The organism is Methylobacterium oryzisoli, from assembly GCF_046557895.1.
Lineage (GTDB): Bacteria > Pseudomonadota > Alphaproteobacteria > Rhizobiales > Beijerinckiaceae > Methylobacterium > Methylobacterium oryzisoli.
In genome coordinates this window covers 135,055-159,277 of sequence record NZ_JBKIBX010000014.1, presented here as the reverse complement: position 1 = coordinate 159,277, position 24,223 = coordinate 135,055, and the positions used below count along the sequence as shown (strand labels likewise).

Sequence of the window (24,223 nt, the reverse complement as noted above, 5' to 3'; positions counted from 1 at the left end):
TGATCGTGGCGATCAACAAGGACGAGGAGGCGCCGATCTTCCAGGTGGCCGATTACGGCCTCGTCGGCGACCTGTTTCAGATCGTGCCGGAGCTGCAGGCCGAGATCACCAAGGCCAAGGGCTGAGGCAAGGGCTGAGGCCGAGCCGCATCCGGCCCGTCATCGGGCATTCGGGGCCGCCCTGCGTCTCTTCTGAGACGGTGCGGCCCCCGCGATGCGGTATAGACTGGTGGAACGACGAGAGGGACCCCGCGGCGGGCCGGGTCCGAGTGCGAGGTGCGGGGCGACAGCGGCATGGGCATCGAGATCAAGACCATCGGGATCATCGGCGCCGGCCAGATGGGCAGTGGCATCGCGCATGTCTGCGCCGTGGCGGGGCTCGACGTCCGGCTCAACGACCGTGACGCGGACCGGCTGAAGAACGGCCTCGCCACCGTCAACGGCAACCTGCAGCGCCAGGTCGCCAAGGGGACCCTCTCCGAGGACGCCCGGCGGGCTGCCATCGCCCACATCGTGCCGGTCGAGAGCTTCGACGATTTCGGCCCCTGCGACCTCGTCATCGAGGCGGCCACCGAGGACGAGGCGATCAAGCGCGACATCTTCGCGGCTTTGTGCCCGTCCCTGCGCCCCGAGACGATGGTGGCGACCAACACCTCGTCGATCTCGATCACGCGCCTTGCCTCCTCGACCGACCGGCCGGAGCGGTTCATCGGCATCCACTTCATGAACCCGGTGCCGGTGATGCAGCTCGTCGAGCTGATCCGCGGCATCGCCACCGAGGATCCGACCTACGAATCCGCCCGCGCCTTCGTGAGCCGGCTCGGCAAGACCGTGACGGTGTCGGAGGATTTCCCGGCCTTCATCGTCAACCGCATCCTGCTGCCGATGATCAACGAGGCGATCTACACGCTCTACGAGGGCGTGGGCTCGGTCGATTCGATCGACACCGCCATGCGGCTCGGCGCCAACCACCCGATGGGACCGCTCCAGCTCGCCGACTTCATCGGCCTCGACACCTGCCTGTCGATCATGCAGGTGCTCTACGAGGGCCTGGCGGATTCGAAGTACCGCCCCTGCCCGCTCCTCGTGAAGTACGTCGAGGCGGGCTGGCTCGGCCGCAAGAGCAAGCGCGGCTTCTACGATTACCGCGGGCCGGAGCCGGTCCCGACCCGGTGACGCCCGACTCCCCTCCCGGGCGGGAGAGGAGCCTGCTGCGGGTCGGTCAGCGCTGGTTCGTCGAACCGGTGGTGGCCGGCGAAGAGGGCTGCGGATAGGCCGGGTTGCCGGCCGGGACGCCGCCGCTGTTGGTCGACGGGTTGCTGCCATTGCCCTTGCCGTCGGCCGAGCCGGTAATCTGGCTGCGCGAGGCGTCCTGGCTCTGGCTGGCGTAGTCCTTCGGCGCGTTGGCGCCGTTCCAACTCAGCAGCGCCACCATCGCGATGGCGAGCAGGGCGAGGCTGCCGAGCAGCACGTACAGGACGGGCTTGCCCTTGGCCCCCTGGCGGGCTTCGGTCGGGGTCTCGATCGGGGCGCGGTGGTCGGCCATGCGGGTTCCTCCGAGTGGGTCCGGCGGCGTCCGCCGCCCGGGTCGTCTGCCCGGGCAACGGCCGCCGGCCGGCTACGGTTCCTCCGCGGAGCCCCCGCCTACCGGCCCGTCACCAGCATGATCTTGCCGAGATGCGCGCTCGACTCCATCAGCGCGTGGGCCTCCCGCGCCTCCTCCAGCGGGAAGGTCGCGTGGATCACGGTCTTGAGCGTGCCGGATTCGAGCAGCGGCCAGACCTCCCGGCGCAGGCCCTCGGCGATGGCCGCCTTCTGCGCCACGGTACGCGGGCGCAGGGTCGACCCGGTGAGGGTGAGCCGCCGGATCATCACCGGGGTCATGTTGAAGGATTCGGCCTTGAAGCCCTGCATGAAGGCGATGACCACGAGCCGGCCTTCGAGCGCCAGGGAGGCGAGGTTGCGCTCCAGATAGGGCGCCCCGACCATGTCGAGGACCACATCGACACCCGCCCCGTCGGTCAGCCGCTTCACTTCCGCGGAAAAATCCGCCTCGCGATAGTTGATGGCCGCGTCCGCCCCCATCTTCTCGCAGAAGGCGCACTTTTCCGCCGAGCCCGCGGTGGCGTAGACGGTGGCGCCGAACTGCTTGGCGAGCTGGATCGCCGTGTAGCCGATGCCGCTCGATCCCCCGTGTATCAGGATGCGCTCACCCTGGCGCAGGCGCCCGCGCTCGAACACGTTGGTCCACACGGTGTAATAGTTCTCGGGCAGCCCCGCGGCCTCGACGAGGGAGAGGGGCTTGGGCTTGGGCAGGCAGAGCGCCGCGTCGGCGACGCTGTACTCGGCGTAGCCGCCGCTGATCACCAGGGCGCAGACCTCGTCGCCCACGGACAATCCGGTGACGCCCTCGCCGAGCGCCGCGATGCGGCCGGCCACTTCGAGACCGGGCACCTCGGTGGCGCCGGGCGGCGGCGGGTACTTGCCGGCGCGCTGCTGGCAGTCGGGCCGGTTCACGCCCGCGGCCACGACCTCGATCAGCACCTGCCCCGGCCCGGGCGTCGGCACGGGCGCGGTCTCGATCCCGATCACCTCCGGACCGCCGGCCCCGTTGAAGCGAACCTGACGCATGGTGGTGGGGATCGACGGCATGGGCTCGGCTCCTGTGGCGTGTCGCGGGCTCTACCTGACGTGTTCCGCCGGCTTTGCAAGTCCCGAGGCGGCCCGGCGGTGGTCCATATCGATGGTGTCCGTCCGCGGCTCGCGCGATCCGGGTTAAAGTCGCCGCCGCGGTGCCGGACTGGCCGGGCTCGGCTTCCCGTGGCAGCGCTAGGCGGCCTCTCGCTCCAAGGGCTTGATGCGCTCGACCTCGGCGCCGATCGCCCGTTGCGCGATCAGCATATCGTACCGGGTCTGCAAGTTGAGCCATACCTGTGGATCGATACCGAAATAGCGCCCGAGCCGCAGCGCCGTGTCCGCCGAGATGCCCATCTCCTCACGCGCGATGCGCTCGATCCGGGTGCGGGGCACGCGGCATTCGCGTGCGATCACGTAGGCGCTCAGGCCGAGCGGCACCATGAACTCCTCCCGCAGGATCTCGCCCGGGTGCACGGGCGGCAGCACGTCGTCCGTCTCTGGTTCGACCGCCACGGCTGACCTCCTCGTCCGCGCCATCCGTCAGTGATAATCGGTGATCTCGACGTCCTCCGGTCCAGCCGCCGTCCAGCGAAAGCAGATGCGCCATTGGTCGTTGATCCGGATCGCGTGCTGCCCGGCCCGATCCTTCAGCAGCGCGTGCAGCTTGTTACCGGGTGGCACCGCCGCGCGTTCAACGAGGTCGCAGCATCCAAGAAACCCAGCTTGCGCTGAGCGACCCTGACGATCTCCGCGGGCAGCCCTTTGGGGCGGCGGCCCTCGAACACGGCCCGGGTCCGCTCGTCAGCGAATGATCGAATCACGGCTGTCCCGGATTGCTTGTTCGGTATCTCTGGATGATACGTTCATGTCAAGTTCGCGTATCGCCCAGGGATATGTGCCGTCGATCGTGGCTGGGCATGAACGGGCCCGAACCGGCAGCCGACCCCTACCGCGTGCCGTACATCCGGTCGCCCGCGTCGCCCAGCCCCGGCACGATGTAGCCGTGGTCGTTGAGGTGGCTGTCGATCGAAGCGGTCCAGACCGGCACGTCGGGATGCGCGCCCTGGAACTTGGCGAGGCCCTCGGGGGCGGCGAGCAGGCAGACGAAGCGCAGGTCGCGCGCGCCGCGCTCCTTCAGCCGGTCCACCGCCGCGATGGCCGAGTTCGCGGTGGCGAGCATGGGATCGAGGATCAGCACCGTGCGGTCGGCGAGGTCGGACGGCGCCTTGAAGTAGTATTCCACCGCTTCGAGCGAGTCCGGGTCGCGGTAGAGGCCGACATGCGCGACGCGGGCCGAGGGCAGCAGCGACAGCATCCCGTCGAGGAAGCCGATGCCGGCCCGCAGGATCGGCGCGAGCACCAGCTTCTTGCCGGCGATCTGCACCCCCTGCATGGTCACGAGCGGCGTCTCGATCTCGACGGGCTCCAGCGGCAGGTCGCGCGTCACCTCGTAGGCGAGCAGCGTGCCGATCTCGTTCAGGAGCTGCCGGAAGCCCTTGGTGGAGCGGGCCTTGTCGCGCATCAGCGTCAGCTTGTGCTGCACCAGCGGGTGATCCACCACCGTGACCGCCGCGGTCCCGACCCCGTCCCGCGTGCTCGCCGCCTGCATGCCGTCCCCCCATCCCCGTATGGCCCGCCCGCATCGTAGCCCGGACCGGTCCTCAGAACACCGTGCCGTCGCTCTCGATCGTCAGGGGCGGCGTGCCGTCCGGGCGCAGACCCTTCGCGAGACGCCGGCCCGTCGCCCAGGTCCCGCCCTCCAGCACCTTGGCGAGCGGCAGCGCGGCCGGGTCCCGCAGGCCGAGGCGCTCGCGCACCAGCGGTGCCAGCCGGTCGAGGAGCGCCACGGTGAGCGCCCGCCACTCGACCACCAGTTCCGAGCCAACCGCGTGCGGCCGGCCCGCCTCCTCCGGGCGCTTGAGCGCCAGCACGCCGGTGTCGAGGAAGAGCCCGCCGTTGCGGTATTCCGGCAGGCCGGTGAGCGCGTCGAGCCCGGTGACCGTCAGGCCGGCCTCCTCCAGCGGCTCCAGGAGCGAGTAGGCGAGCCATTGCGAGAGCTTGTGGAAGGGCACGAGGCTGGCCGTCTCGCCCTCCCCGCCCGCCCGCGGATGGCGCCACGTGTCGCCGAGGTCGATCCCGTCGAGGGCGATGCGTCCCGGCCAGATCGGCCCGAGATGGGTCAGCAGGGCGGCGAGGATCGCGGTCGCCGGCAGCGCGCCGTCCCGCGCCTGCCCGGCGAGGCGGTCGTAGAGGCCGCCCGGGCGCACCTGCGGCCCGAACCCGTCCGGATCCGCGGCGACCACCCGGCCCAGCCGGTTGAGGAGGGCCGTGCGCCCGGCAAGCCCCACCAGCGGGTTGGTGGGCGAGACCTGGAAGCCCTGCGCGAGGTCGGCCTCGGTGAGGCTCGCCAGCGCCCGCGCGTCGACCCGGAACGGATCCTCCGGCACCTCCGAGAAGAGGCCGGAGACGAACAGGTCGAAGCTCGCGACCGCCAGCCCCTCCGAGCGCGCGTAGGTCTCGCCGGTGCGGCCCTCCTCGTAGCGCCAGGTCGGCCCGGCGCCGGCATCGAGCAGAACGCTGACGATGACGAGGTCGAAGGCCGCCCGCGCCCGTGCACCGACGTCCTCCCAGGGGGCGGCGTGCACCAGCGAGCCCCAGCGCTCGAACCCGCCCACGGCGAAGTGGCGCCAGCGCGCATGGTACGGGATGGCGAGGTCCGGATAGGCCTCGCGGATCGTCTCCACCACGGCGTCGGCGCAGGCCCCGAGCCGGTCCGGCTCGACCGTGAAGTGATCGAGCCCGCCGTCCAGGCCGAGGGCGAGCAGCCCCGCGGCCCGCTCGCGCACCGCCTCCGTGGTGAGGAGCCAGCGCGCGTCCCGCGTCCCGGCCCCGCTCGTGCCCTGCGCCACCCGCGCCTCCCTCAGAACCGTTCGAGGTCGCGGCCCTTGACGGCGTCGAGATCCGCCGCATCCGGCGCCTCGCCCGGGGCGTAGTAGCCCGCCGCCTTCTTGGCCTCGATCTCCACCGCCGCGTCGGGCGGGATCAGTTCGGGCGGGATCGGCACGCGCTCGCCGACCTCGATGCCGGACCCCACGATCGCGTCGTACTTCATGTTGGACATCGACATCAGCCGGTCGATGCGCCGGATGCCGAGCCAGTGCAGCACGTCGGGCATGAGCTGCTGGAAGCGCGCGTCCTGCACCCCCGCCACGCACTCGGTGCGCTCGAAGTAGGTGGCGGCGGAATCGCCCCCCTCCTGGCGCTTGCGGGCGTTGTAGACGAGGAACTTCGTCACCTCGCCGAGCGCCCGCCCCTCCTTGCGGTTGTACACGATCACGCCGACGCCCCCTCCTTGAGCCTCGCGCACGCATTCCTCGATGCCGTGGGTGAGGTAGGGCCGGCAGGTGCAGATGTCGGAGCCGAACACGTCCGAGCCGTTGCACTCGTCGTGGACGCGGCAGGCGATGCGAGTGCCGGGCGCGCCGATGCGGGCGGCCTCGCCCATGATGTAGACCGTGCAGCCGCCGATCGGCGGCAGGAAGACCTGGAGATCGGGCCGGGTAACGAGTTCCGGGAACATGCCGCCGGTCTGCTCGAACAGCGTGCGGCGCAGGGCGGTCTCGCTGGTGCCGAAACGGGCCGCCACGCCCGGCAGGTGCCAGACCGGATCGACCGCGATCTTGGTGACCGAGATGTCGCCGCTGTGGTGCAGGATGGTGCCGTCCGCCGCGAGGCGGTGCGCGCCGATCGCCGCCAGGATCTCCGGCAGGCCGAGCCGCGCCTTGGTGATCGCGATGGTCGGGCGGATGTCGGTGCCCGTCGCGATCTCGGGCGCGAAGACCTCGCCCGGCACGTGGCCCCAGGGGTCGAGGGAGACGATGCGGTCCGGTTCGCCCCATTGCGGGTGCGGGCCGATCGGCACCACCGGATGGGTGTTGGTGAGGTCCGGCCGGGCCAGGGGGTTGAGGGCGCGCCCCGCGATGGCGAGCGCCCGGTAGAGCGAGTAGGCGCCGCCATTCGCCCCGATCACGTTGCGGTCGGCCGGGTTCGTCACCGTGCCGATCACCGGGCCGCGCTCGCGCGGGTCGGCGGCACCCCAGCGGATCGGCCACCGGGCCGCACCCGGGGTCGGGTGCGAGGTCAGCCGGATATGCGTCGAGCGGTTGGACGTGGTCATGGCTCGGCCTTCTCCGAACGGAGAAGGCTCCCCGGATTGTCCGTCCGGGGAGCCTCGTTGGCTTGACCTTGGCGACGATGGCCGAACCCGGCCGGAGCGTCAAGTTCCCGGCGAGGTTCCTCCGGCCCTCAGAAGTTCGTGCCGGCGCGGCGCTTGGCCATGAAGGCGTCGAACTGCTCGCGGTCGCGGGCGCGCTTCAGCTCCTCCACGAACTCCGTGAAGGCCCGGCTCTCCTCTTCGAGACGGCGGCGCTCCTGCTCCAGGCGCTCGATCTCGCCGCGGCGGTATTCTTCGAAGGCCCAGTTGCCGGTGCCCTGCCGGAAGCCGGCCGCGGTGGCGCCGAACCCGCCGCGCAGGCCCCGCTCGGCGAAGGATTTCAGTTCGTTGAGGGCCGGGTATCCCATGAGCTTCCACACCACGTAGGCGGCCGCCAGCGGCCAGACATAGATGAAACCGAGGACGATCGCGCCGATCTCCAGGGACCGGCGCGGGAACGGGCCGGCACCGCGGCACGTCTGTCCGCTCGTGCGTCCGCTCGACCAGGGGGCAGAAGAGAAGGTCACGTCGTGTCTCCCAGGGAGATGTGAATGTGAACGACATTTACATGCGGGGTCGCCACGACGCTTTCAAGGGGGGCCGAGCGCGATCGTGCGTGTGCGCTGCCGCACACGGATCGGACGGGCTCGCGGCACTCATGGACCATGGCGGCGGGCACCGGCCCGGCCGCGAAGGAGGTTCCGATGACCGCACTGACCCATTCGTCCGGCCAGCCCGTCTCCGGCCTTGCCGGTATCGCGACCGGCAGTCTCGCGCTCCTGGCGCTCTCGCTGCTCCTCGGCCGCTCGCCCCATGGCGTCCTCGCGGCGCTCCCGGGCGGCCCGGGGCAGGCCGATCTCGGTTTCGGGCTCGGCCGCTGAATGAATTAAGCATGACATCATATCAGATCTAAATCTTGCAAGCGCATCTGCTTGTTGGGGTGATTCTTGAGGCCGTTCCAAAATTCCATAAATGTGTAAATTTCGGCAGGGCCTGGCTTATGTTGTTGCATATCAAATAGAGGATGATACAACGTATTATTTCTGAGCATTTCTCTCACGTTATCAAAAGACTAATGCCATCTGGAGCAGAGGAGAAATTTGTGCGAACCCCTATAATATAGGTTCTGCCAGAAATGAGCTTGGTTTCAATTAGATTATTGTGCTCAAAGCCGGAGTCGTCCGACGACTTGTGATGGCGAGGCTCATTGTTGCGTTCTTCAAAGATAACGAGCCTGGTGTCAGATAGGCCCACTGTTTGAATTTTGAATTTGCGCGTTGATTTCGGTGAAAATGTAAAACTTGTCTGTGAGCCGGGCTCTGTTGGGAGAGGCTCCAACTGCATCACGGCGATCGCCCTCCGGCCAGTCTCCGGTGGATAATCTTCGAGGATGGTTAGTTTGTCCAAGCGTGACAAGCCATAATTTTCACCAATTCCGTCTAAATCATACGGCTTTGGAGAAACTATCAGCCCAGGACGTACCGGATAATGCATGTTCGACTCGGCGTCCCATTTTGAACCGCGAACTCGTGAAGATGGAATCTTGCTAAGAACGTTGTGCCTAATATCATCATCCTCCCAGTAGTTTGGGTGTCCGCGGTAGTATTCGAATACAGCAGGCTCATTCCAGATGATGCCGGAATTTGGATTTTGATGTTCATGCTCAAGACCGAGCGCATGGCCGATCTCGTGAAGTGCTGTTGCGTGTCCCCAGGGTGTCCGCAGATCCCAACCAAAGTTCATGGTCCTGCCAAGGTCATCATATTCGAGACAATCGGTACCGACATATGACCAGCTTCGATTGTTTTGCTCACATCCTATCTTGATCTCGGCCTCGCTTACATCGTCAACTTCCGTGAATTGTAGGCCGATGCCGACGTCTTTCCATATCTGAAAGGCATCGCGCACGACCTTCTTCTGTTCATCTGTCCAGAACCAAGAGGGATCCGAAATTCGATCAATAAAGCAATAATGTAGCACTGTCACACTGAGCCACTTTTTATGATTTTGCCAGATTGCTAAGGCGCGATCACGACTGATTGTCGGTGGCAGGACAACCAGTGACGTTCGGGGTTGCGAGCACATCGCGAATTGGTGATCAGCTTTTTTACCTTCTTTTGGGGATTTTTCAGAATTTTTGCTGTTTGCCATTTCTTGGCTCCACCTGACGAATAAACAGCGAGCGAATCACCCTGATGCTCGATTATATCAATATAATATTCGTGGGAGTATTGATATATATTAATAGCGCACGACGGCTGGAGGATTTGACTGTTTATAGATGATTATGAATAGAATGATGCAAGCGCGCCTTTGTTGTGCGCCTGAGAAAATATAATTCCAGTATATTTCTTTAGTCATAACATACCTTCAGATTAAATTCTTAATTTTATTAAGAATATGAAGGCGCAAATCTTTCTGCGTGTGCGTGGTAAGTTCGAATTGATTTTGGAAATCTGCCAGAATAGAACCTGCCCGCCTAGGCTGGCAGGTCGAAAAAGTGGGTGAATCTACGAGGCGATCGGTTCGAAGGCGATGAGCTTCGGACGACCCTTGAGGCTGATGCTTCAGCCCTCTTTCGCGGGACCGCGGAAATAGGGCTCGACCGGCCCCTTCAGCTTGATCGTCATCGGGTTGCCGGCCCGGTCGCGGGCGTTGCCCGCCACGAGCCGCACCCAGCCCTCGCTCACGCAGTACTCCTCGACGTTCGTCTTCTCGGCGCCCTTGAAGCGGACGCCGACCCCGCGCTCCAGCGCCGCGGCATCGTGAAAGGGGCTGTTCGGGTCGGTGCAGAGGCGGTCGGGAGGGGTGTCGCTCATCGGAATCCTGCCGGTTCATCGCGGTCGGGCGCTCCCCTACCCGCTCGGAAGGGTCCTGCCAATCGTGCCGCGCGGCTCCGGCCGTCGCGGTGCCGATTGGAATCATCATAATGAACGATAAGAACAGTCGTGGCACTGTATAGTATTGAACTGCTCCAATCTTCACGACGACACTTGCACTGTTGCGAGAATCCTTGCATTCGTCAGGATGACGGAGCGCTCGGGCCTCGGGCGCTCCTGAGATGTCCGATTTGCGATGGAGCCCGCGATGGCGCGTGCCTTGACCCTGATCCACGGCTGCGTGGGCCTCCTCGGCGAGGGATGGCCAGTGCGGGGCCTGAGCGTCGCCCGCCTCGAAAAACTGCTCGGCGGCGTCGGGAGGGGGCGGCGGTGAGCGGGCATCGCGAGGCGCGCCTGCGCGCGGAAGCCGAGGCCCGGGCGCAGGCCGCCCTCGGCCACGCCCTGACCCTGGCGTTCTGGCAGGCGCTGGAGCGCTGCCCGATGGCGCCGATGGCGGCCCTCGAAGCGGCGGCCCGCGCGGTCGGCGACCTCTACCGGCAGGCTGCGTCTCTGCACGGCGACAACCCGCAATGCGCCTGCGGCTGGCAGCCGGACCCCGAGGACGACCTCCTGCGCCTGGAGGCCATGATGGCCGCGGCGCTCGCCGAGACGCCGGCGCAGGGCCTCGCCGCGATGCCGGCGGCCGGCACGGCCTGAGAAGCCTGACCGGAGGACTCGCCGCCGCCGCGAAACCCTGTAAGCTTCCGGTCGAGCATCCGGAGGCCCCATGCGCGGTGCGTTCGATCACATCCTGAACTGGCGGCTGCTGCCGGGCTCCCACCCGTTTCCGGGTCCGGACGGCGGCACCTGCATCAACGAGGCGGCGGTGGTGGCGGCCGGCCTGCCCTACCGCGCGATCCGCTCCTCGGCGGATTGCCCGCCCTGCTTCTCGCCCCCGCTCGCGGCCTACGCGCTCGGCCTCAACGACGCGATGCCGGATGCCGAGCGCCCGCGCCTGATGGCCTTCGTGCTGCGCCTCTCGGGCTCGGCCGACGGCACCGAGGTCGAGGCGACGCGCACCGCCTACCTGACGCTCCAGACCGTGCGCCGCATCCTGCCGCCGGTGCTCGACGGCATCGGCCTCTCCGGCGAGGCCGAGGCCTGCCGGCAGGCCGAAACGCCGGCGGACGCGATGGCGGCGGCACGCCGGGCNCCTGACGCTCCAGACCGTGCGCCGCATCCTGCCGCCGGTGCTCGACGGCATCGGCCTCTCCGGCGAGGCCGAGGCCTGCCGGCAGGCCGAAACGCCGGCGGACGCGATGGCGGCGGCACGCCGGGCCGCCTGGGCGGCGGGCACGGTGGCGGATGCGGCCGCCCGCGGCGCGGTCTGGGTGAGGGGCGCACGGGCCGCGGCGGCGGCCCGCGCCGCCACCTTCGCGGCCGAACCCGACGCCCGCACGGCCGCGGACGCCGCGGAGGCCGCGTCCCTGTTCTCGCCCGCCGCGTGGCGCGAGGCGGCGGCGATCCTCGACGAGGCCCTGGACCTCGGCCGGCAGGCGCCGCCGCTCACCCCGGAGGCGGCCGGCGCCCGCCTGGCGGCGGCCCGGACGGGCGCGACGGCCTGACCGCGGCTCACCGGCCCGCGGCGCCGCGGGCCGTCAGGTCTTCAGCACGAGGCAGGCCCCGCCCACGCCGCGGATGCGGTTGCACAGGGTCTCGGCGGCGCCGCGGGTCTCGGCCGGCACGCGGATGCGGTAGAAGGCGCGGGTGCCGCGGCTGCGGAACCGGGTGCCGATGACCATCGGCCGCACGTCGCCGAGCACGGCCGCGTAGCGGTCGCGGGCGCGCCCGAAGGCGGCGAGGGCCGCCGCCTTGGAAAAATTGCCCGCGAGCTGGATGCCCCAGGGCGCCAGCGAAGGCGTGCTGTCGGCGAAGTAGGTCTCGTTGCGGCCCCGCACGCGCAGCGCCGCCGTGACCTGCAGGCAGCGGGTGCCGGGGGGCTCGGTGAGGTCGCCGCGCTCGCCCTTGGCCTCGGCCGCCCAATCCTCGGCGCTGCGCCCGGTGATCGCCGTCACGTAGGCCCGCGTCTCGCCCGGCAGGCCGCCGGTGCCGGCGAGCCAGGCCGAGACCCGCCCCGGACCGCCGTTATAGGCCGCCGCCGCGAGGCCGAGATTGCCGAAGCGCTTGCGCAGGTCCGTGAGCAGCCGCGCAGCGTGCGGGATCGCCTGCTCGGGATCGAAGGGATCGGCGAGGCCCCGTTCGGCCGCCGTGCCGGGCATGAACTGCGCCACGCCCTGGGCGCCCGCCGGGCTCACCACACCGGGCCGGAAGCTGCTCTCGCGCCAGATCAGGCGCGTCAGGAAGGCCACCGGCAGGGATTGCCCCTGCGCGGCGCCCTCGATCAGGCGGCAGAGCGCCTGCTCGATGGTCTCGGTGGCGCCGGCCGCCGGGCCGGCCGGCGCGGCTGCGGCGGCAGGAGGCGCCGCGGCGGCCGGGCGGGGAGGCGCCGCGAGCACGAGGAGCGCGAGGCAGGGCGCGAGCCAGGGCGAGAGAAAGGGAAGGAGCGTTCGGATCACGCCATGCCTATAGCGCGCTGCACGCATTGCGCGCGAGCCCGGTTAAGATCCCGCGGCCGGGTTGTGGCGCCCGGCCCCGGTGCGGCCCGGATGAGAACCGGCTAGGTCGCCGCGCGTTCACCGGCATGAACGTCCACGCCCCCGTCCCGCTCGCCGCGCCCCGGCCCGCTCGCCTGTGGCGCCCGCGCCAGGTGCTGGTGACGCCCGCCTCCCTCGACCACGCGCATGGCCGCGCCATGGTGGCGCGGGTCGAGGCGCTGGGCCTGCCCGTCGAGCGCCTCGCCGGCAACCGGCTCACCGGCCTGCGCCATGCCGATCCGCGCCGGGCTTACGCCGAGGCCAAGAACACCCTGGCGATCGTCGTCGCGCCGCCGACCAAGCTGAAGCTCCAGCCGATCCCGCCGAGCGCCGACTGGCGCGTCGACCTCGCCGAGGGCTGCCCCGCCCATTGCCAGTACTGCTACCTCGCGGGCTCGCTCTCGGGACCGCCGGTGACGCGCGCCTACGCCAATCTCGACGAGATCCTGGACACTCTCGCCTCCTACGCGGGCTCCGGGCAGATCACCTCGGTGCAGGAGGCGCGGGCGCAGGAGGGCACCACCTTCGAGGCCTCCTGCTACACCGACCCGCTCGGCATCGAGCACCTGACCGGCTCGCTCTCCGCCGCGATCCGCCATTTCGGCGCGTGGTCCGCCCCCGTCTCGCTGCGCTTCACCACCAAGTTCGCGGCGGTCGAGCCGCTGCTCGCCCTGCCGCACGGACGGCGCACGCGCATCCGGTTCTCGCTCAACGCCCGCGCGGCGGCGCGCTACGAGGGCGGCACCGCATCGCTCTCCGCCCGCCTGGAGGCCCTGCGGGCGGTGGCACGCGCCGGCTACCCGGTCGGGCTGACCGTCGCCCCGATCCTGCCGGTGCCGGGCTGGGCCGAGGCCTATGACGGTCTCCTGGCCGAGGCCGCACAAGCGCTCGACGGCGTGCCCGCCCTCGATCTGACCGCCGAACTCATCACCCACCGCTTCACGCCCGGCTCCAAGACGGTGCTGGAGGGCTGGTATCCGGGTTCGGACCTGCCGATGCGGGAGGAGGAGCGCAGCCGCAAGCTCACCAAGTTCGGCTCGGTGAAGTACGTTTTCCCGAAGGACCTGATGGCCGAGATGCGCGGCCGGCTCACCGCGTCGCTCGCCGCGCGGCTGCCGGCGGCGCGCCTGCTCTACTGGACCTGATCTCTACTGGACCTGATCCTGCGCCTGCCCGTAGCGGCGGTTGAGGCTGCTGGCGAGCTGGTCGGCGAACTTGGCGGCGGCGACGGGCAGCATCCGGCCGCGCAACTGGCCGAGGATCATCGCCATCGTGTCGAGGTCGCGGGCATCGATCGGGCGCGCGCACAGGTCCGGATCGTCCGGGATGCCGCTCGGCACCTGGAAGGTGATCAGTTCCTCCCGCAGCACGAGGTTGCGCAGGAGTTCGAGCGAGCCGGATTCCACCGCCGGGCGCGCGGGCGGACCGGAGCGCACGAGGGCCCGGTCGATGTGCTGGCGCAGGGCCAGCGAGCGGTCGGGCAGCGCCAGCGCGTGCCCGAGGCAGTCGCGCAGCCGCACCGGGCCGGGCTCGCGCGCCAGCGGGTGCGCCCGCCGCATCAGGGCGCAGACCGGCTGGCGGCAGGCGAACAGCACCTGCAGGTCGCCCGAGGGCGGCGGCTGCAGCACCAGCGCGATGTCGGCCTCGAAGGCGGTGACGGCCGCCACCGCCTGGGCGTGGTCGCGCACCTGCACGGTGAAGGAGACTTGCGGGAAGCGCCTCCGGTAGGCCTCCACCTCGTCGGGCACGACGTGGTTCACGAAGGCCTGGCTGCAGGCGACCGCCACGTGGCCGCGCCGCACGCCCGAGAGATCGGCGATCTGCGAGCGCACCCGTTCGAGGTCGGCGAACTGATCGCGGATGTGGCGCACCAGCAATTCGCCCGCCGCGTTGAGGCGCATGCCCTGTGCGATCCGCTCGAAGATCGGCGTGCCCAGTTCGTATTCGAGGTCCTGCACCTGCCGGGTGAGGGCCGAGGGCGTGATGTTGAGCGCCTCCGCGGCGCGCCGGATCGACCCGCTGCGGGCGATCTCGGCCACGTAGGAGAGCGTGCGCAGGTGCTTCATCGATGAGGTTCCCCGCCCCGCAAGGTGTTGCTTTTCGGGCAACGGGGCAATCGAAAACGAGCACTCGCCTGCAACACGTGCGGTGCGTAGCGTGCGATCGTTCTTCCTCGTCGGGACGCCGCCATGATCCGCCGCCGTGACCTCCTGACCGGCCTGGGTGCCGGCCTCGCGCTGGGCCCGCTGCCGGTGCGCGCCCAGTCGCCCACCGTCATCCGCATGGGCTCGCTCAAGCTCATCCACTCGATCGCGCCGCACTTCTACGACCAGTTCACGCCGGCCGGCGTCCGGGTCGAGGTCGTGCCCTTCGAGAGCCCCACCGAGTGCAAGAACGCCGTCGTCACGAAGTCGGTCGATTTCGGCACCTTCGGCATCGCGGCAGCCACGCTGGGCGCGGCGGCGGGCGAGCCGATCGTGGTCATCGCCACCACCTGCAACCGCGGCATGGCGGTGATCGCCAAGAAGGATGCGGGGATCGCCAGCCTCAAGGACCTCAAGGGCCGGCGCGTCGCCATCTGGCCGGGCTCGACCCAGGAGGTGTTCGTGCTCGAACGCCTGCGGATGGAGGGGCTGAGCGTGAAGGACATCACGCCCGTGCGGGTGTCCTTCAGCGAGATGCACATCGCGCTCGCGCGCGGCGACGTCGACGCCTACGTGGGCGCCGAGCCCGGGCCGGGCGTGAGCCTGTCGACCGGCATCGGCAGCCTCGTCGAGTATCCCTACGGCACCGAGATGGGCGCGCTCAACATGGTGTTCGGCGCCCACCGCGACACGCTGGCCGAGAAGCCGGAGCTGGTGCGCACCATGCTCGACATCCACCGCAAGGGCACCGAGCACGCGGCGAAGAACCGCGACGCGATGGTGGCGATGGCGGTGGCCAAGCTCGGGCAGAAGCGCGAGGCGATCGAGATGTCGGCCCCGAACGTGGAGCTGACCTGGCGCCTCGGCGAGACCGAGATCAGGCAGGCCAAGGCCTACGCGGACCACATGCTGGCGCTGCGGCAGATCAAGCGCGTGCCCGACTTCGCGAGCTTCATCGACACCCGCTTCGTCGACGCGATGAGGGCGGCGTGAGCGGCACCAGCCTCTCCCCCGCGGTGGCGGCTGTCTCGGCCGCGCCCGCCCCGAGGCGGCCCGGCCTCGCGCTCGGGCGCCTGCGCGAGATCCTGCTCGCGCTCGCCTTCCCGCTCGCGCTCTGCGTGGTCTGGCACCTCGCCACGGTGGACCGGCCCTACAGCCTGATCCCGCCGCCGGCCGAGGTCTGGACGGCGTTGCGCGACCTCGCGGTGGGGGGCATCAACGACGACGCCTTCAGCGCGACGCTGCTCACGCATCTCGGCGCCTCGCTCGCCCGCGTCTTCGGCGGCTTCGGCCTCGCGGTCGCCGCCGCCCTGCCGCTCGGCCTCCTGATCGGCCGGGTGCCGCTGGTGCGCCAGCTCCTCGACCCGACCTTCCAGATCCTGCGCCCGGTGCCCGTCACCGCGTGGCTGCCGCTGGCCATGATCCTGTTCGGCCTCGGGCCGCGCTCGGCCTACTTCCTGGTCTTCCTCGGCGCCTTCTACCCGATCCTCGTCAACACGGTGTTCGGCGTGCGCTCGGTGGAGCCGCGGCTGTTCGAGGCAGCCTCGATGCTCGGCTGCCGCGGCTCGGCGCAGTTCGCCCGCGTCGTGCTGCCGGCCGCCCTGCCGTCGATCTTCACCGGGCTGCGGCTGGGCCTCGGCTTCGCCTGGGTGGTGATCGTGGTGGGCGAGATGACGGGCGTGCCCACGGGGCTGGGCGCCATGATCATGGAGGCCCGCCAGCTCTCGCGCACCGAGATCGTGATCTGCGGCATGGTGGTGATCGGGCTCGCCGGATTCGTCTCCGACCGGATCGTCACCCTGATCGGCCGCCGCCTGCTGGCCTGGAGCCCCACTCATGTCTGAGCCGACCTTGCCGATCCTCGACATCCGGGGCGTCTCGAAGACCTTTGCGGTGAACGGCGCCCGGATCGATGCCCTGCGCGGCGCGAACCTCACGGTGCGCCGGGGCGAGTTCATCTGCCTGCTCGGCGCCTCGGGCTGCGGCAAGTCCACGCTGCTTCGCATCGTGGCGGGGTTCGAATCCGCCAGCGAGGGCGAGACGCTGATGTGGGGCAAGCCCATCGCCGGCCCGGACCCGAGCCGCGGCATGGTCTTCCAGGATTACGGCCTGTTTCCCTGGCTCACCGTGCGCGACAACATCGGCTTCGGGCCGAAATCCCGCGGCCGGCCGGCCGCGGAGGTGCGCGAGACCGCCGCGCGCTACATCGACGTCGTCGGCCTCCAGCGCTTCGCCGACGCCTACCCGCACCAGCTCTCGGGCGGCATGAAGCAGCGCGTCGCCATCGCGCGGGTGCTCGCCAACGACGCCGAGGTGGTGCTGATGGACGAGCCGTTCGGGGCGCTCGACGCCATGACCCGCGAGCGGCTGCAGGACGAGCTCCTGGACCTGTGGCGCCGCACCGGCCTCACCGTGCTGTTCGTGACCCATGCCATCGAGGAGGCGGTCTTCCTCGCCGACCGGGTGGTGGTGATGTCGCCGAGCCCCGGGCGGATCGAGGCGGTGCACGACATCACCCTGCCGCGCCGCCGGGACGTGTCGAGCCCCGCCTTCAACGACGTGCGCCGCATGCTCGCGGGCCAACTCCACAGCCACCACGCCCGCAAGGCCGCATGATTTCCGATCCCCGCCGCCCCGAGCACCGCCTCCCCTACCGGGCGGCGGTCGACCGTCCGCGCCTGAGCCTGCCCGGCGGCAAGGCCGTGGCGATCTGGCCGGTCGTCAACGTCGAGCACTGGCTGATCGACAACCCGATGCCCCGGCAGGTGCTGGTGGCGCCCACCGCCGCCGTGCTGCTGCCGGACGTGCCGAACTGGGCCTGGCACGAGTACGGCATGCGCGTCGGCTTCTGGCGCTTCCTCGACGCCTTTGCGCGCCGCGGCATCCGCCCGACCCTGTCGATCAACGGCTCGGTCTGCGAGGCCTATCCGCGGGTCGCCGCGGCGGCGCGCGACGCGGGCTGGGAGTTCATGGGCCACGGCTTCCATCAGGTGCCGACGCACCGGATCGAGGACGAGCCCGCGATGATCGCCCGCACGGTCGAGACGATCGCGCGCTTCACCGGAGCGGCCCCCCTCGGCTGGCTCGGTCCCGGGCTCACCGAGACGCTCGACACCCCCGACCACCTCGCGGCGGCCGGCCTGCGCTACGTCGGCGACTGGGTGATGGACGATCGCCCCTCCCGGCTTGCCACGCGGCACGGCCCGCTCGTCACCCTGCCCTACTCGGTGGAACTCAACGACATCCCGATCCTGGCGATCCAGCATCACCGGGCGGACGAGTTCGTGGAGCGGGCGCTCGCCCAGGTCGAGCGCCTCGCCGCCGAGGCGAGGAGCGAGGGACCGCTCGGCGGCGCCAAGGTGATGGGTTTCGCGATCCATCCCTACATCACCGGCGTGCCCCACCGGATCGGCGTGGTAGAGCGGCTCCTCGACGCCTTGCAGGCGCGCACGGACGTGCTCTTCTGGCAGGGAGGCGACCTTCTCGACTGGTATCTCGGAACGGGTGACGATGGCTGAGGCTGACTGGCGGGCGATGGACCGGGCTACCTTAAGCGCGGCCTACGACAATTCGGGCGCGGTCGCGGGCAGCGCCGCCATCGTCGCGGGCTGGCGCGAGCGCAGCGCCGGATTCCGGGCCGCCCATCCGGGCGAACTCGACCTGCCCTACGGGCCGCAGGCGCGCCAGCGCATCGACATCTTCCGCTGCGGCACGGCCGACGCGCCGATGCTGGCCTTCCTGCACGGCGGCTACTGGCAGCGGAACGCCAAGGAGGGGTTCGCCTGCATGGCCGAGGGGCCGCTCGCCCGCGGGCTCGACGTGGCGCTGATCGGCTACACGCTCGCTCCCGACGCCACGATGACGGCGATCGGCGGGGAGGTGCGGACCGCGCTCTCCTTCCTGCGCTCCTACGAGGGAGAGCGCGGACGAAAACCCCGCCTCGTCGTGGCCGGCTGGTCGGCGGGCGGGCACCTCGCGGCCCTGGCGCTCTCCGCGGGGGCGGCCGATGCGGGTCTGGCCGTGAGCGGCATCTTCGACCTCGCGCCGATCCGCGGCACGGTCCTCAACGACGCGCTGCACCTCACCGAGGCCGAGACCGACACGCTCTCGCCGATTCGCCACCTCCCGCAGACGTCCGGTCCGCTGACCGTCGCGTACGGCGCCGGCGAATTGCCGGAACTGCGTCGCCAATCCTGCGCCTACCACACCGCGTGGCGCGCGGCGGGCCTGCCCGGCGACCTCCTTGCGCTCGCGGGCCACGACCACTTCTCGGTCCTCGACGAGATCATCCGCCCGGACGGCGCGCTGACGGACGTGGCGGTGGGGCTGGCGCGGGGATAGCGCCTTTCGTCCCACTCCGCTCGCTCGGGCGGTGTCTCACGGTGCCGAACGGAGCGCGGGAACCCCTTCCCGTGCGGGAGAGGGGATCCCCGCGCTGCCCGCGCTTTACTCGGAGAGGGGTTCCCCGCGATTCACGCGGATGGGTGCCGTGAGACCCGTGCACGCCTCAGCCCCGGTAGGTCTCCCCGTCGAGGCCGTGCGGCCGGCCCGCCGCGATCAGCGTCGCCCAGACCGGGTCGGGGAGCGGCACCCCCTCGGACAGGCGCTGCGCGCGGGTGCGCCGCTCGGGCTCGCCCGGCAGCAGAACCTCGCCGTCCGGCGTCGCCGCACGGGCGCCCTTGAAGAAGTCGAGGTAGGTGCGGGTCTCGGCCGCCACCGCGTCCTGCGAGCCGAACGCCTCGGGCGTGAGATAGACCGACAGCATCCCGTTGCAGAACCGCTTCGGCCCCGGGCCGGAGGTGCCCGAACCCGTGAGCGCGCCCGCGAGCAATTCGCACATCAGGGCGAGCCCCGAGCCCTTGTGCTCGCCGAAGGCCCGGATCGCGCCCGCGCCCTTCCGGCTGTCGCGCTCGGGCGTGCCCGCGATCGGGCCGAACAGGGTCGCCGGGTCCCGGCTCAGGCGCCCGTCGGGCTCGATCAGCACGCCCTCCGGCAGCGGCTTGCCGCCCTGCGAGGCCACCAGCACTTTGCCCTCCGCCACCGCCGAGGTCGCGAAGTCGAGGATGATCGGCTCGGCCCCCGCGACCGGGAAGCCCGCCGCGAAGGGCGCGGTGGAGAAGCGGCGGTCGACCGAGCCGTAGGGGGCGACGAGGAGGCTGCCCGCCACGTTGACGAAGTGCACCGAGACGAGGCCCTCGGCGGCGGCCTGCTCGGCCCACTCGCCGATCCGCCCGAGATGCCCGGCATGGCGCAGGGCCACGATCGCCACGCCGTTCGCCCGCGCCTTGGCGATGCCGAGCTGCGTCGCGAAGGGGCCGGCGGTCTGGCCGAAGCCGTAATGCGCGTCGATGAGCGCGAAGGACGGGCTGTCGCTCACCACCTCCGGAGACTGCCCGGCCACCACCTCGCCCTCGCGCAGCCACGCCACGTAGCGCGGCACCCGGATCACCCCGTGGCTGTCGTGGCCGGTGAGGTTGGCGGCCACGAGATAGCGTCCGATCCGCTCCGCCTCCTCGGGCGTGCAGCCCTCCCCGACGAAGATGTCCCGGACGAAGGCCGTGAGCGAGGCTGCGGCGATCTGCATGGATTCCTCCCGATTCTTCTGGCGCATGGCGAATAGCGAATGGCGATGGGCGATCCAAGCCGTGCCGACGCGCCCGCCCCTTGCGCGCAGCGAGGCCTGCTCTCGCCATTCGCCACTCCCGACTCGTCTCCGGGGGGTAGACATGGCAGCGCTGCCGGTGTCCTATTCGCCCCAACAACCGGGCCTCGACACCGGACGATGGGAGGAAGGACCTCATGAGGACGACGCGTCGCGTTTTCCTGGGCGGAGCTGCATCCGCGGTGATCGGCGGCATCGCGGCCCCGGGCGTGATCCGCTCCGCCCGCGCGCAGGGCGCGGGCTCCACCGTGCGGATCGGCATGGTGCTGCCCGTCACCGGGCCGGGCGCGGATGCCGGGCGCTTCGCCCTCAACGGCGCCAAGCTCGCGCTGGAGCAGGTCAACAAGGCCGGCGGCGTGCTCGGCAAGCCCCTGGAGATCGTCACCGAGGACGACCTGACCACCAATCCGGGCGCGGTGCTCGCCTTCTCGAAGCTCGCCTCGCAGAGCGACCTCGTGGGATTCTTAGGCTCGATCCGCTCGACCCAGAACCACGCCATGGCCCCCGACATCCTCAAGACGGGCAAGCCCGTCTGCTTCGGCGGCACCGATCCGGTGCTGACGCAGATGGGCAATCCCTGGATGTTCCGCTTCCGCCCGAACGACAGCTACTCGGCCCGGGTCATCGCGGATTTCGGCGTCACCACGCTCGCCAAGAAGAAGTGGGCGATCATCCACTCCACCGACGCCTTCGGCACCAGCGGCGCCAAGGCGCTCACCGAGGCGCTCGGCAAGGCCGGCGCCACCATCGCCCTCGACCAGGGCTACACGAACCAGAGCCAGGACTTCACGCCGGTGGTGCTGGCGATCCGCCAGTCGGGCGCGGACGTGATCGGCTCCTACTTCACCTTCGAGAACGACCTCGGCATCTTCGCGCGGCAACTGCGCCAGCTCGGCGTCACGGTGCCGTGGGTGGGCTCGCCCTCGATCGTCAACGTGACGGCGCTCAAGCTCGCCGGTCCCTCGCTCTTCGGCACCTACGGGGTCGCGGACTACGCCGAGGAATCGAGCGACGCGGCGCGGAACTTCGGCAAGGCCTACCGGGCCGCCACCAAGATCGCGCCCGACAACCAGTCCTCCTGGACCTTCGATGCCGTCACCGTGCTGGCGCTCGCCATCAACAAGGCCGGCAAGACCGACCCGCAGGCGATCCGCGAGGCGCTGCTCGCCGTGCGCGGCCACGAGGGGGCCGAGGGCACCTACAACTTCGACAAGAACGGCGACGGCCTGCACGGCTACAACGTCGTGAAGAACGACAAGGGCAACATCGTCTTCGACAAGCGCATCGACTTCTACCAGGGCTGATCCCCGCCGAATCCGGTCCGCCCCGCCGGGGCGGGCCCCTCCTCCAGGCCAGCCGGGGCGGACAGCATGGATCTCGTGCTCCAACTCCTCTTCACCGGGATCGGCATCGGCGCCGTCTACGCGCTCGTGGCGCTCGGCTTCGTGCTGATCTTCCGCGCCACCAACGTGGTGAACTTCGCCCAGGGCGAGTTCTCGATGGTGGCGGCGTTCCTGATGGTCGTCTTCGCGGTCGACCTCGAATGGCCCTACTGGCTGTCGTTCCTGATCGCCATCGGCGGCATGGCGCTGCTCGGCGCCCTGTTCAACCTCGGCGTCTACTACCCCCTGCGCCACCGCACCTACCTGCCGGTGATCATCTCGACCATCGGCGCCTCGATCTTCCTCGCCAACTCGACGCTCGCGCTCTACGGGCCGCAGCCGCAGGTGCTCTCGCCGGTCTTCGAGACGCAGGGGTTCCTCGTCGGGCCGGTCTTCCTCGACAGCCAGTACCTCCTGATCATCGCCGTGACGGCGGTGCTCGTCGCCTTCCAGTACTGGTTCTTCGAGCACACCTTGATCGGCAAGAAGCTGCAGGCCACCTCGCAGGACAAGGAGATGGCCGCGCTGCTGGGCATTCCGGTCGCCGGGATGATCATGCTGACCTTCGTGTACAGCGCCGTGCTGGGCGGCATCGCCGGCATCCTGGTGGCGCCGGTGCTGTTCGTGTCGATCCAGATGGGCGCCACGATCGCGCTCAAGGCCTTCGCGGCCACCATCATCGGCGGCTTCGGCGACGTCACGGGGGCGATCATCGGCGGGCTCGCGCTCGGCATCATCGAGACCTTCGGGGCGGCCTACGTGTCGGTGCCCTACAAGGACGCCTTCGCGTTCATCGTGCTCGTCGCCTTCCTGGTCCTGCGGCCCCAGGGGCTGTTCGGCGAACGCATCGCGGAGAAGGCATGACCGGCTCCCCCCTTCCTCAGGCCGGCGTGGCGGCGCCCGCCTCCCCCGCCCCTCGCCGCCTGCCGGTGGGATCCCTGATCTACGCGGTGCTGGTGGCCGGCGTGGTGTTCGTCGCGGTGTCGACGCCGCTCAACGGCTACCTCCTCAACATCCTGATGCAGGCCGCGACCTACGCGATCGCGGTGATCGGGCTCACCGTCGTGCTGGGGCTGTGCGGGCAGATCAACCTCGCGCAGGCGGCCTTCTTCGGCATCGGCGCCTACGCGGTGGGCCTCGGCACGGTCGATCTCGGGGTCAATTTCTGGATCTGCCTCGTCGCCGGCCTCGCGGCGGCGCTCGTGATGGGCGCCTTCCTGGGCGCCTCGACGCTGCGGCTCGGCGGCCACTACCTCGCCATGGTGACGATCAGCTTCCAGCAGATCCTCACCCTCGTGCTCGTCAACTGGATCCCGGTCACGCACGGGCCGGACGGGGTGCCGCGCATCCAGCGCCCCGCCCTGTTCACGGACGGGCAGGTCTATCTGGGTCTGTGCCTCGCGGTGCTGGCGGTGGTGGCCTGGGTGGTCTGGCACATGCCCCGCACCCGGCTCGGCCGCGCCATGCGGGCGGTGCGCGACAACGAGCTCGCGGCCGGCGTCACCGGCATCGACGTCTACCGCACCAAGGTCACGGCCTTCGCCATCGGGGCGCTGCTGGCCGGGCTCGGCGGCGGGCTGTTCGCGGGCGGCTTCACCTATGTCAGCCCCGACCAGTTCGCCTTCGCGGAATCGATCGTCTTCCTGACGATGGCGCTGCTCGGCGGCGTCGGCTCGCCCGCGGGCGCGGTGATCGGCACCGGCCTCCTCATCCTGATCCCCGAGTGGCTGCGCTTCCTCAAGGAGATCCCGGGCCTCTACCTCGCGATCTACGGGCTCGCGGTGATCCTGATCGTGGTGTTCATGCCCGAGGGCATCTGGGGCTTCCTCGGCGATCAGGTGAAGCGCCTGCGCCCCCGCCGCCCGGCCCCGCCGCGCGCCGGGGACCTCGTGCTGACGCAGGGACCCGCCAGCGAGGCGCCGGTGCTGGAGGTCGAGGCGCTCTCGAAGCACTTCGGCGGCCTCAAGGCCGTGGACGAGGTGTCCTTCACGGTGACGCGCGGGGGCATCCACGCGCTCATCGGCCCCAACGGCTCGGGCAAGACCACGACCCTCAACGTGCTCTCGGGCCTCTACAAGCCGACCGCGGGCCGGGTGCGGCTCGACGGGCGCGACATCACCCACCTGCCGCCCCACGCCCGGGCGGCGGCGGGCCTGGGGCGCACCTTCCAGAACATCCGGCTCTTCCGCTCCATGAGCGCGCTGGAGAACGTGGTGATCGGCGCCGAGCGGCCGGGCAACGAGTATGCGGGAGCCGACCGCGCCACGCTCCAGGCCCGCGCCCAGGCGGCGCTCGCCTTCGTGGGGCTGGAGGCACGGGCCGAGGAGCCGGTCTCGGCCTTCTCCTACGGCCACCAGCGCCTGATCGAGATCGCCCGGGCGCTCGCCGGCAACCCGGTGCTGCTGCTCCTCGACGAGCCGGCGGCGGGCCTCAACACCAGCGAGAAGAATGCGCTCACCGGCCTCCTGCGCCGGGTGGCCGCCAAGGGGGTGACGATCCTCATCATCGACCACGACATGACGCTGGTGAGCGACGTCGCCAACCACATCACGGTGCTCAATTTCGGCCGGCGCATCGCCGACGGCGTGACCGCCACGGTGCTGCGCGAGCCCGCCGTGATCGAGGCCTATCTCGGCCAGGACAGCGCGGAGCCGGGCGCGGGCCGCCGCGACCCGGGCCTGCGCACCGACCTCCACCCGACCTGAGGCGGGAT

The 24,223-nt window shown here is 70.0% G+C and carries 26 protein-coding genes and 2 pseudogenes; 15 read left to right on the top strand and 13 right to left on the bottom strand.

From position 1 onward, the window contains the following. A pseudogene (locus ACKUB9_RS15970) lies at nucleotides 1-125 on the top strand (electron transfer flavoprotein subunit alpha/FixB family protein); the annotation flags it as partial. A 168-nt stretch (nucleotides 126-293) separates the two neighbouring features. Continuing rightward, entirely contained in the window at nucleotides 294-1,175 is an 882-nt protein-coding gene (locus ACKUB9_RS15965) for a 3-hydroxybutyryl-CoA dehydrogenase (RefSeq protein ID WP_407523524.1), read from the top strand. A gap of 46 nt (nucleotides 1,176-1,221) precedes the next feature. On the opposite strand, the gene ACKUB9_RS15960 is transcribed toward ACKUB9_RS15965, so the two are convergent. The 8 genes and pseudogenes from ACKUB9_RS15960 to ACKUB9_RS15925 form a co-directional block, all read right to left on the bottom strand. Beyond that, the gene (locus ACKUB9_RS15960; RefSeq protein WP_407523148.1) at nucleotides 1,222-1,545 is read right to left on the bottom strand and encodes a hypothetical protein; all 324 of its coding nucleotides are present in this window, start codon (nucleotides 1,543-1,545) and stop codon (nucleotides 1,222-1,224) included. A gap of 98 nt (nucleotides 1,546-1,643) precedes the next feature. Continuing rightward, nucleotides 1,644-2,651: an NAD(P)H-quinone oxidoreductase gene (locus ACKUB9_RS15955; RefSeq protein ID WP_407523151.1), complete on the bottom strand. Its 1,008-nt coding sequence runs from the start codon at nucleotides 2,649-2,651 to the stop codon at nucleotides 1,644-1,646. Nucleotides 2,652-2,828: 177 nt separating this feature from the next. Further along, nucleotides 2,829-3,149 (bottom strand): HigA family addiction module antitoxin, encoded by a 321-nt coding sequence (locus tag ACKUB9_RS15950; RefSeq protein ID WP_407523154.1) that lies wholly within the window; start codon nucleotides 3,147-3,149, stop codon nucleotides 2,829-2,831. Between the two features lie 27 nt (nucleotides 3,150-3,176). Further along, a pseudogene (locus ACKUB9_RS15945) lies at nucleotides 3,177-3,457 on the bottom strand (type II toxin-antitoxin system RelE/ParE family toxin). 125 nt (nucleotides 3,458-3,582) lie between these two features. Continuing rightward, on the bottom strand, nucleotides 3,583-4,245 hold the full coding sequence (gene upp, locus ACKUB9_RS15940; RefSeq protein WP_407523157.1) for a uracil phosphoribosyltransferase: 663 nt from the start codon (nucleotides 4,243-4,245) through the stop codon (nucleotides 3,583-3,585). A 52-nt stretch (nucleotides 4,246-4,297) separates the two neighbouring features. Then, on the bottom strand, nucleotides 4,298-5,545 hold the full coding sequence (locus tag ACKUB9_RS15935; protein ID WP_407523159.1) for a URC4/urg3 family protein: 1,248 nt from the start codon (nucleotides 5,543-5,545) through the stop codon (nucleotides 4,298-4,300). A gap of 11 nt (nucleotides 5,546-5,556) precedes the next feature. Continuing rightward, a complete protein-coding gene (locus ACKUB9_RS15930) occupies nucleotides 5,557-6,813 on the bottom strand; it encodes a GTP cyclohydrolase II (protein ID WP_407523162.1) in 1,257 nt (418 codons plus the stop codon). Between the two features lie 128 nt (nucleotides 6,814-6,941). Beyond that, nucleotides 6,942-7,376, bottom strand: coding sequence for a DUF2852 domain-containing protein (locus ACKUB9_RS15925; protein WP_407523165.1), 435 nt, complete (start codon nucleotides 7,374-7,376; stop codon nucleotides 6,942-6,944). A 177-nt stretch (nucleotides 7,377-7,553) separates the two neighbouring features. On the opposite strand from ACKUB9_RS15925, the gene ACKUB9_RS15920 reads away from it, so the two are divergent. Then, a complete protein-coding gene (locus tag ACKUB9_RS15920) occupies nucleotides 7,554-7,730 on the top strand; it encodes a hypothetical protein (protein ID WP_407523168.1) in 177 nt (58 codons plus the stop codon). A gap of 175 nt (nucleotides 7,731-7,905) precedes the next feature. Here ACKUB9_RS15920 and ACKUB9_RS15915 read toward each other — a convergent pair whose 3' ends face one another. Together ACKUB9_RS15915 and ACKUB9_RS15910 are read right to left on the bottom strand one after the other, a co-directional pair. After that, nucleotides 7,906-9,000, bottom strand: coding sequence for a zinc metalloprotease (locus tag ACKUB9_RS15915; protein WP_407523170.1), 1,095 nt, complete (start codon nucleotides 8,998-9,000; stop codon nucleotides 7,906-7,908). 416 nt (nucleotides 9,001-9,416) lie between these two features. Continuing rightward, entirely contained in the window at nucleotides 9,417-9,668 is a 252-nt protein-coding gene (locus ACKUB9_RS15910; protein ID WP_407523173.1) for a DUF3297 family protein, read from the bottom strand. A 268-nt stretch (nucleotides 9,669-9,936) separates the two neighbouring features. On the opposite strand from ACKUB9_RS15910, the gene ACKUB9_RS15905 reads away from it, so the two are divergent. The 3 genes from ACKUB9_RS15905 to ACKUB9_RS15895 all read left to right on the top strand — a co-directional run bounded on the left by ACKUB9_RS15905 (nucleotide 9,937) and on the right by ACKUB9_RS15895 (nucleotide 11,293). Beyond that, a complete protein-coding gene (locus ACKUB9_RS15905) occupies nucleotides 9,937-10,062 on the top strand; it encodes a hypothetical protein (RefSeq protein ID WP_407523176.1) in 126 nt (41 codons plus the stop codon). Then, the gene (locus tag ACKUB9_RS15900; protein WP_407523178.1) at nucleotides 10,059-10,385 is read left to right on the top strand and encodes a hypothetical protein; all 327 of its coding nucleotides are present in this window, start codon (nucleotides 10,059-10,061) and stop codon (nucleotides 10,383-10,385) included. The genes ACKUB9_RS15905 and ACKUB9_RS15900 overlap by 4 nt, the downstream gene beginning before the upstream one ends. A 512-nt stretch (nucleotides 10,386-10,897) precedes the next feature. Beyond that, nucleotides 10,898-11,293, top strand: a complete 396-nt coding sequence (locus ACKUB9_RS15895) for a hypothetical protein (protein WP_410825838.1) — start codon at nucleotides 10,898-10,900, stop codon at nucleotides 11,291-11,293. A 33-nt stretch (nucleotides 11,294-11,326) separates the two neighbouring features. Here the strand turns inward: ACKUB9_RS15895 and ACKUB9_RS15890 are convergent, their stop codons facing one another. Continuing rightward, the gene (locus tag ACKUB9_RS15890; protein WP_407523183.1) at nucleotides 11,327-12,244 is read right to left on the bottom strand and encodes a lytic transglycosylase domain-containing protein; all 918 of its coding nucleotides are present in this window, start codon (nucleotides 12,242-12,244) and stop codon (nucleotides 11,327-11,329) included. 125 nt (nucleotides 12,245-12,369) lie between these two features. Between ACKUB9_RS15890 and ACKUB9_RS15885 the strand changes: the two genes are divergently transcribed. Further along, nucleotides 12,370-13,467 (top strand): SPL family radical SAM protein, encoded by a 1,098-nt coding sequence (locus tag ACKUB9_RS15885; RefSeq protein WP_407523186.1) that lies wholly within the window; start codon nucleotides 12,370-12,372, stop codon nucleotides 13,465-13,467. A gap of 3 nt (nucleotides 13,468-13,470) precedes the next feature. On the opposite strand, the gene ACKUB9_RS15880 is transcribed toward ACKUB9_RS15885, so the two are convergent. After that, the gene (locus ACKUB9_RS15880; RefSeq protein ID WP_407523189.1) at nucleotides 13,471-14,388 is read right to left on the bottom strand and encodes a LysR family transcriptional regulator; all 918 of its coding nucleotides are present in this window, start codon (nucleotides 14,386-14,388) and stop codon (nucleotides 13,471-13,473) included. Between the two features lie 123 nt (nucleotides 14,389-14,511). Here ACKUB9_RS15880 and ACKUB9_RS15875 point away from each other — a divergent pair, with 123 nt between their 5' ends. Genes ACKUB9_RS15875 through ACKUB9_RS15855 form a run of 5 tightly spaced genes read left to right on the top strand, consistent with a single transcriptional unit; the run spans nucleotide 14,512 to nucleotide 18,807 of the window. Beyond that, complete coding sequence (locus ACKUB9_RS15875) at nucleotides 14,512-15,459, top strand: ABC transporter substrate-binding protein (protein ID WP_407523191.1); 948 nt, start codon at nucleotides 14,512-14,514, stop codon at nucleotides 15,457-15,459. Beyond that, complete coding sequence (locus ACKUB9_RS15870; RefSeq protein ID WP_407523194.1) at nucleotides 15,456-16,310, top strand: ABC transporter permease; 855 nt, start codon at nucleotides 15,456-15,458, stop codon at nucleotides 16,308-16,310. Before ACKUB9_RS15875 ends, ACKUB9_RS15870 begins: the two co-directional genes overlap by 4 nt. Beyond that, nucleotides 16,303-17,082 carry an ABC transporter ATP-binding protein gene (locus tag ACKUB9_RS15865; protein WP_407523196.1) on the top strand — a complete coding sequence of 260 codons (780 nt, stop codon included), beginning with the start codon at nucleotides 16,303-16,305 and terminating at the stop codon, nucleotides 17,080-17,082. The genes ACKUB9_RS15870 and ACKUB9_RS15865 overlap by 8 nt, the downstream gene beginning before the upstream one ends. Then, the gene (locus tag ACKUB9_RS15860) at nucleotides 17,079-17,984 is read left to right on the top strand and encodes a polysaccharide deacetylase family protein (protein ID WP_407523199.1); all 906 of its coding nucleotides are present in this window, start codon (nucleotides 17,079-17,081) and stop codon (nucleotides 17,982-17,984) included. The genes ACKUB9_RS15865 and ACKUB9_RS15860 overlap by 4 nt, the downstream gene beginning before the upstream one ends. Next, on the top strand, nucleotides 17,977-18,807 hold the full coding sequence (locus ACKUB9_RS15855) for an alpha/beta hydrolase (protein ID WP_407523202.1): 831 nt from the start codon (nucleotides 17,977-17,979) through the stop codon (nucleotides 18,805-18,807). The genes ACKUB9_RS15860 and ACKUB9_RS15855 overlap by 8 nt, the downstream gene beginning before the upstream one ends. 166 nt (nucleotides 18,808-18,973) lie before the next feature. On the opposite strand, the gene ACKUB9_RS15850 is transcribed toward ACKUB9_RS15855, so the two are convergent. Then, the gene (locus ACKUB9_RS15850; RefSeq protein ID WP_407523205.1) at nucleotides 18,974-20,050 is read right to left on the bottom strand and encodes a malate/lactate/ureidoglycolate dehydrogenase; all 1,077 of its coding nucleotides are present in this window, start codon (nucleotides 20,048-20,050) and stop codon (nucleotides 18,974-18,976) included. A gap of 215 nt (nucleotides 20,051-20,265) precedes the next feature. On the opposite strand from ACKUB9_RS15850, the gene ACKUB9_RS15845 reads away from it, so the two are divergent. From ACKUB9_RS15845 to ACKUB9_RS15835, 3 genes are all read left to right on the top strand, one after another. Beyond that, a complete protein-coding gene (locus tag ACKUB9_RS15845) occupies nucleotides 20,266-21,432 on the top strand; it encodes an ABC transporter substrate-binding protein (RefSeq protein ID WP_407523207.1) in 1,167 nt (388 codons plus the stop codon). Between the two features lie 66 nt (nucleotides 21,433-21,498). Further along, nucleotides 21,499-22,374 (top strand): branched-chain amino acid ABC transporter permease, encoded by an 876-nt coding sequence (locus ACKUB9_RS15840; RefSeq protein ID WP_238236122.1) that lies wholly within the window; start codon nucleotides 21,499-21,501, stop codon nucleotides 22,372-22,374. Beyond that, the gene (locus tag ACKUB9_RS15835; protein WP_407523211.1) at nucleotides 22,371-24,215 is read left to right on the top strand and encodes a branched-chain amino acid ABC transporter ATP-binding protein/permease; all 1,845 of its coding nucleotides are present in this window, start codon (nucleotides 22,371-22,373) and stop codon (nucleotides 24,213-24,215) included. The genes ACKUB9_RS15840 and ACKUB9_RS15835 overlap by 4 nt, the downstream gene beginning before the upstream one ends. Nucleotides 24,216-24,223 lie beyond the last annotated feature (8 nt).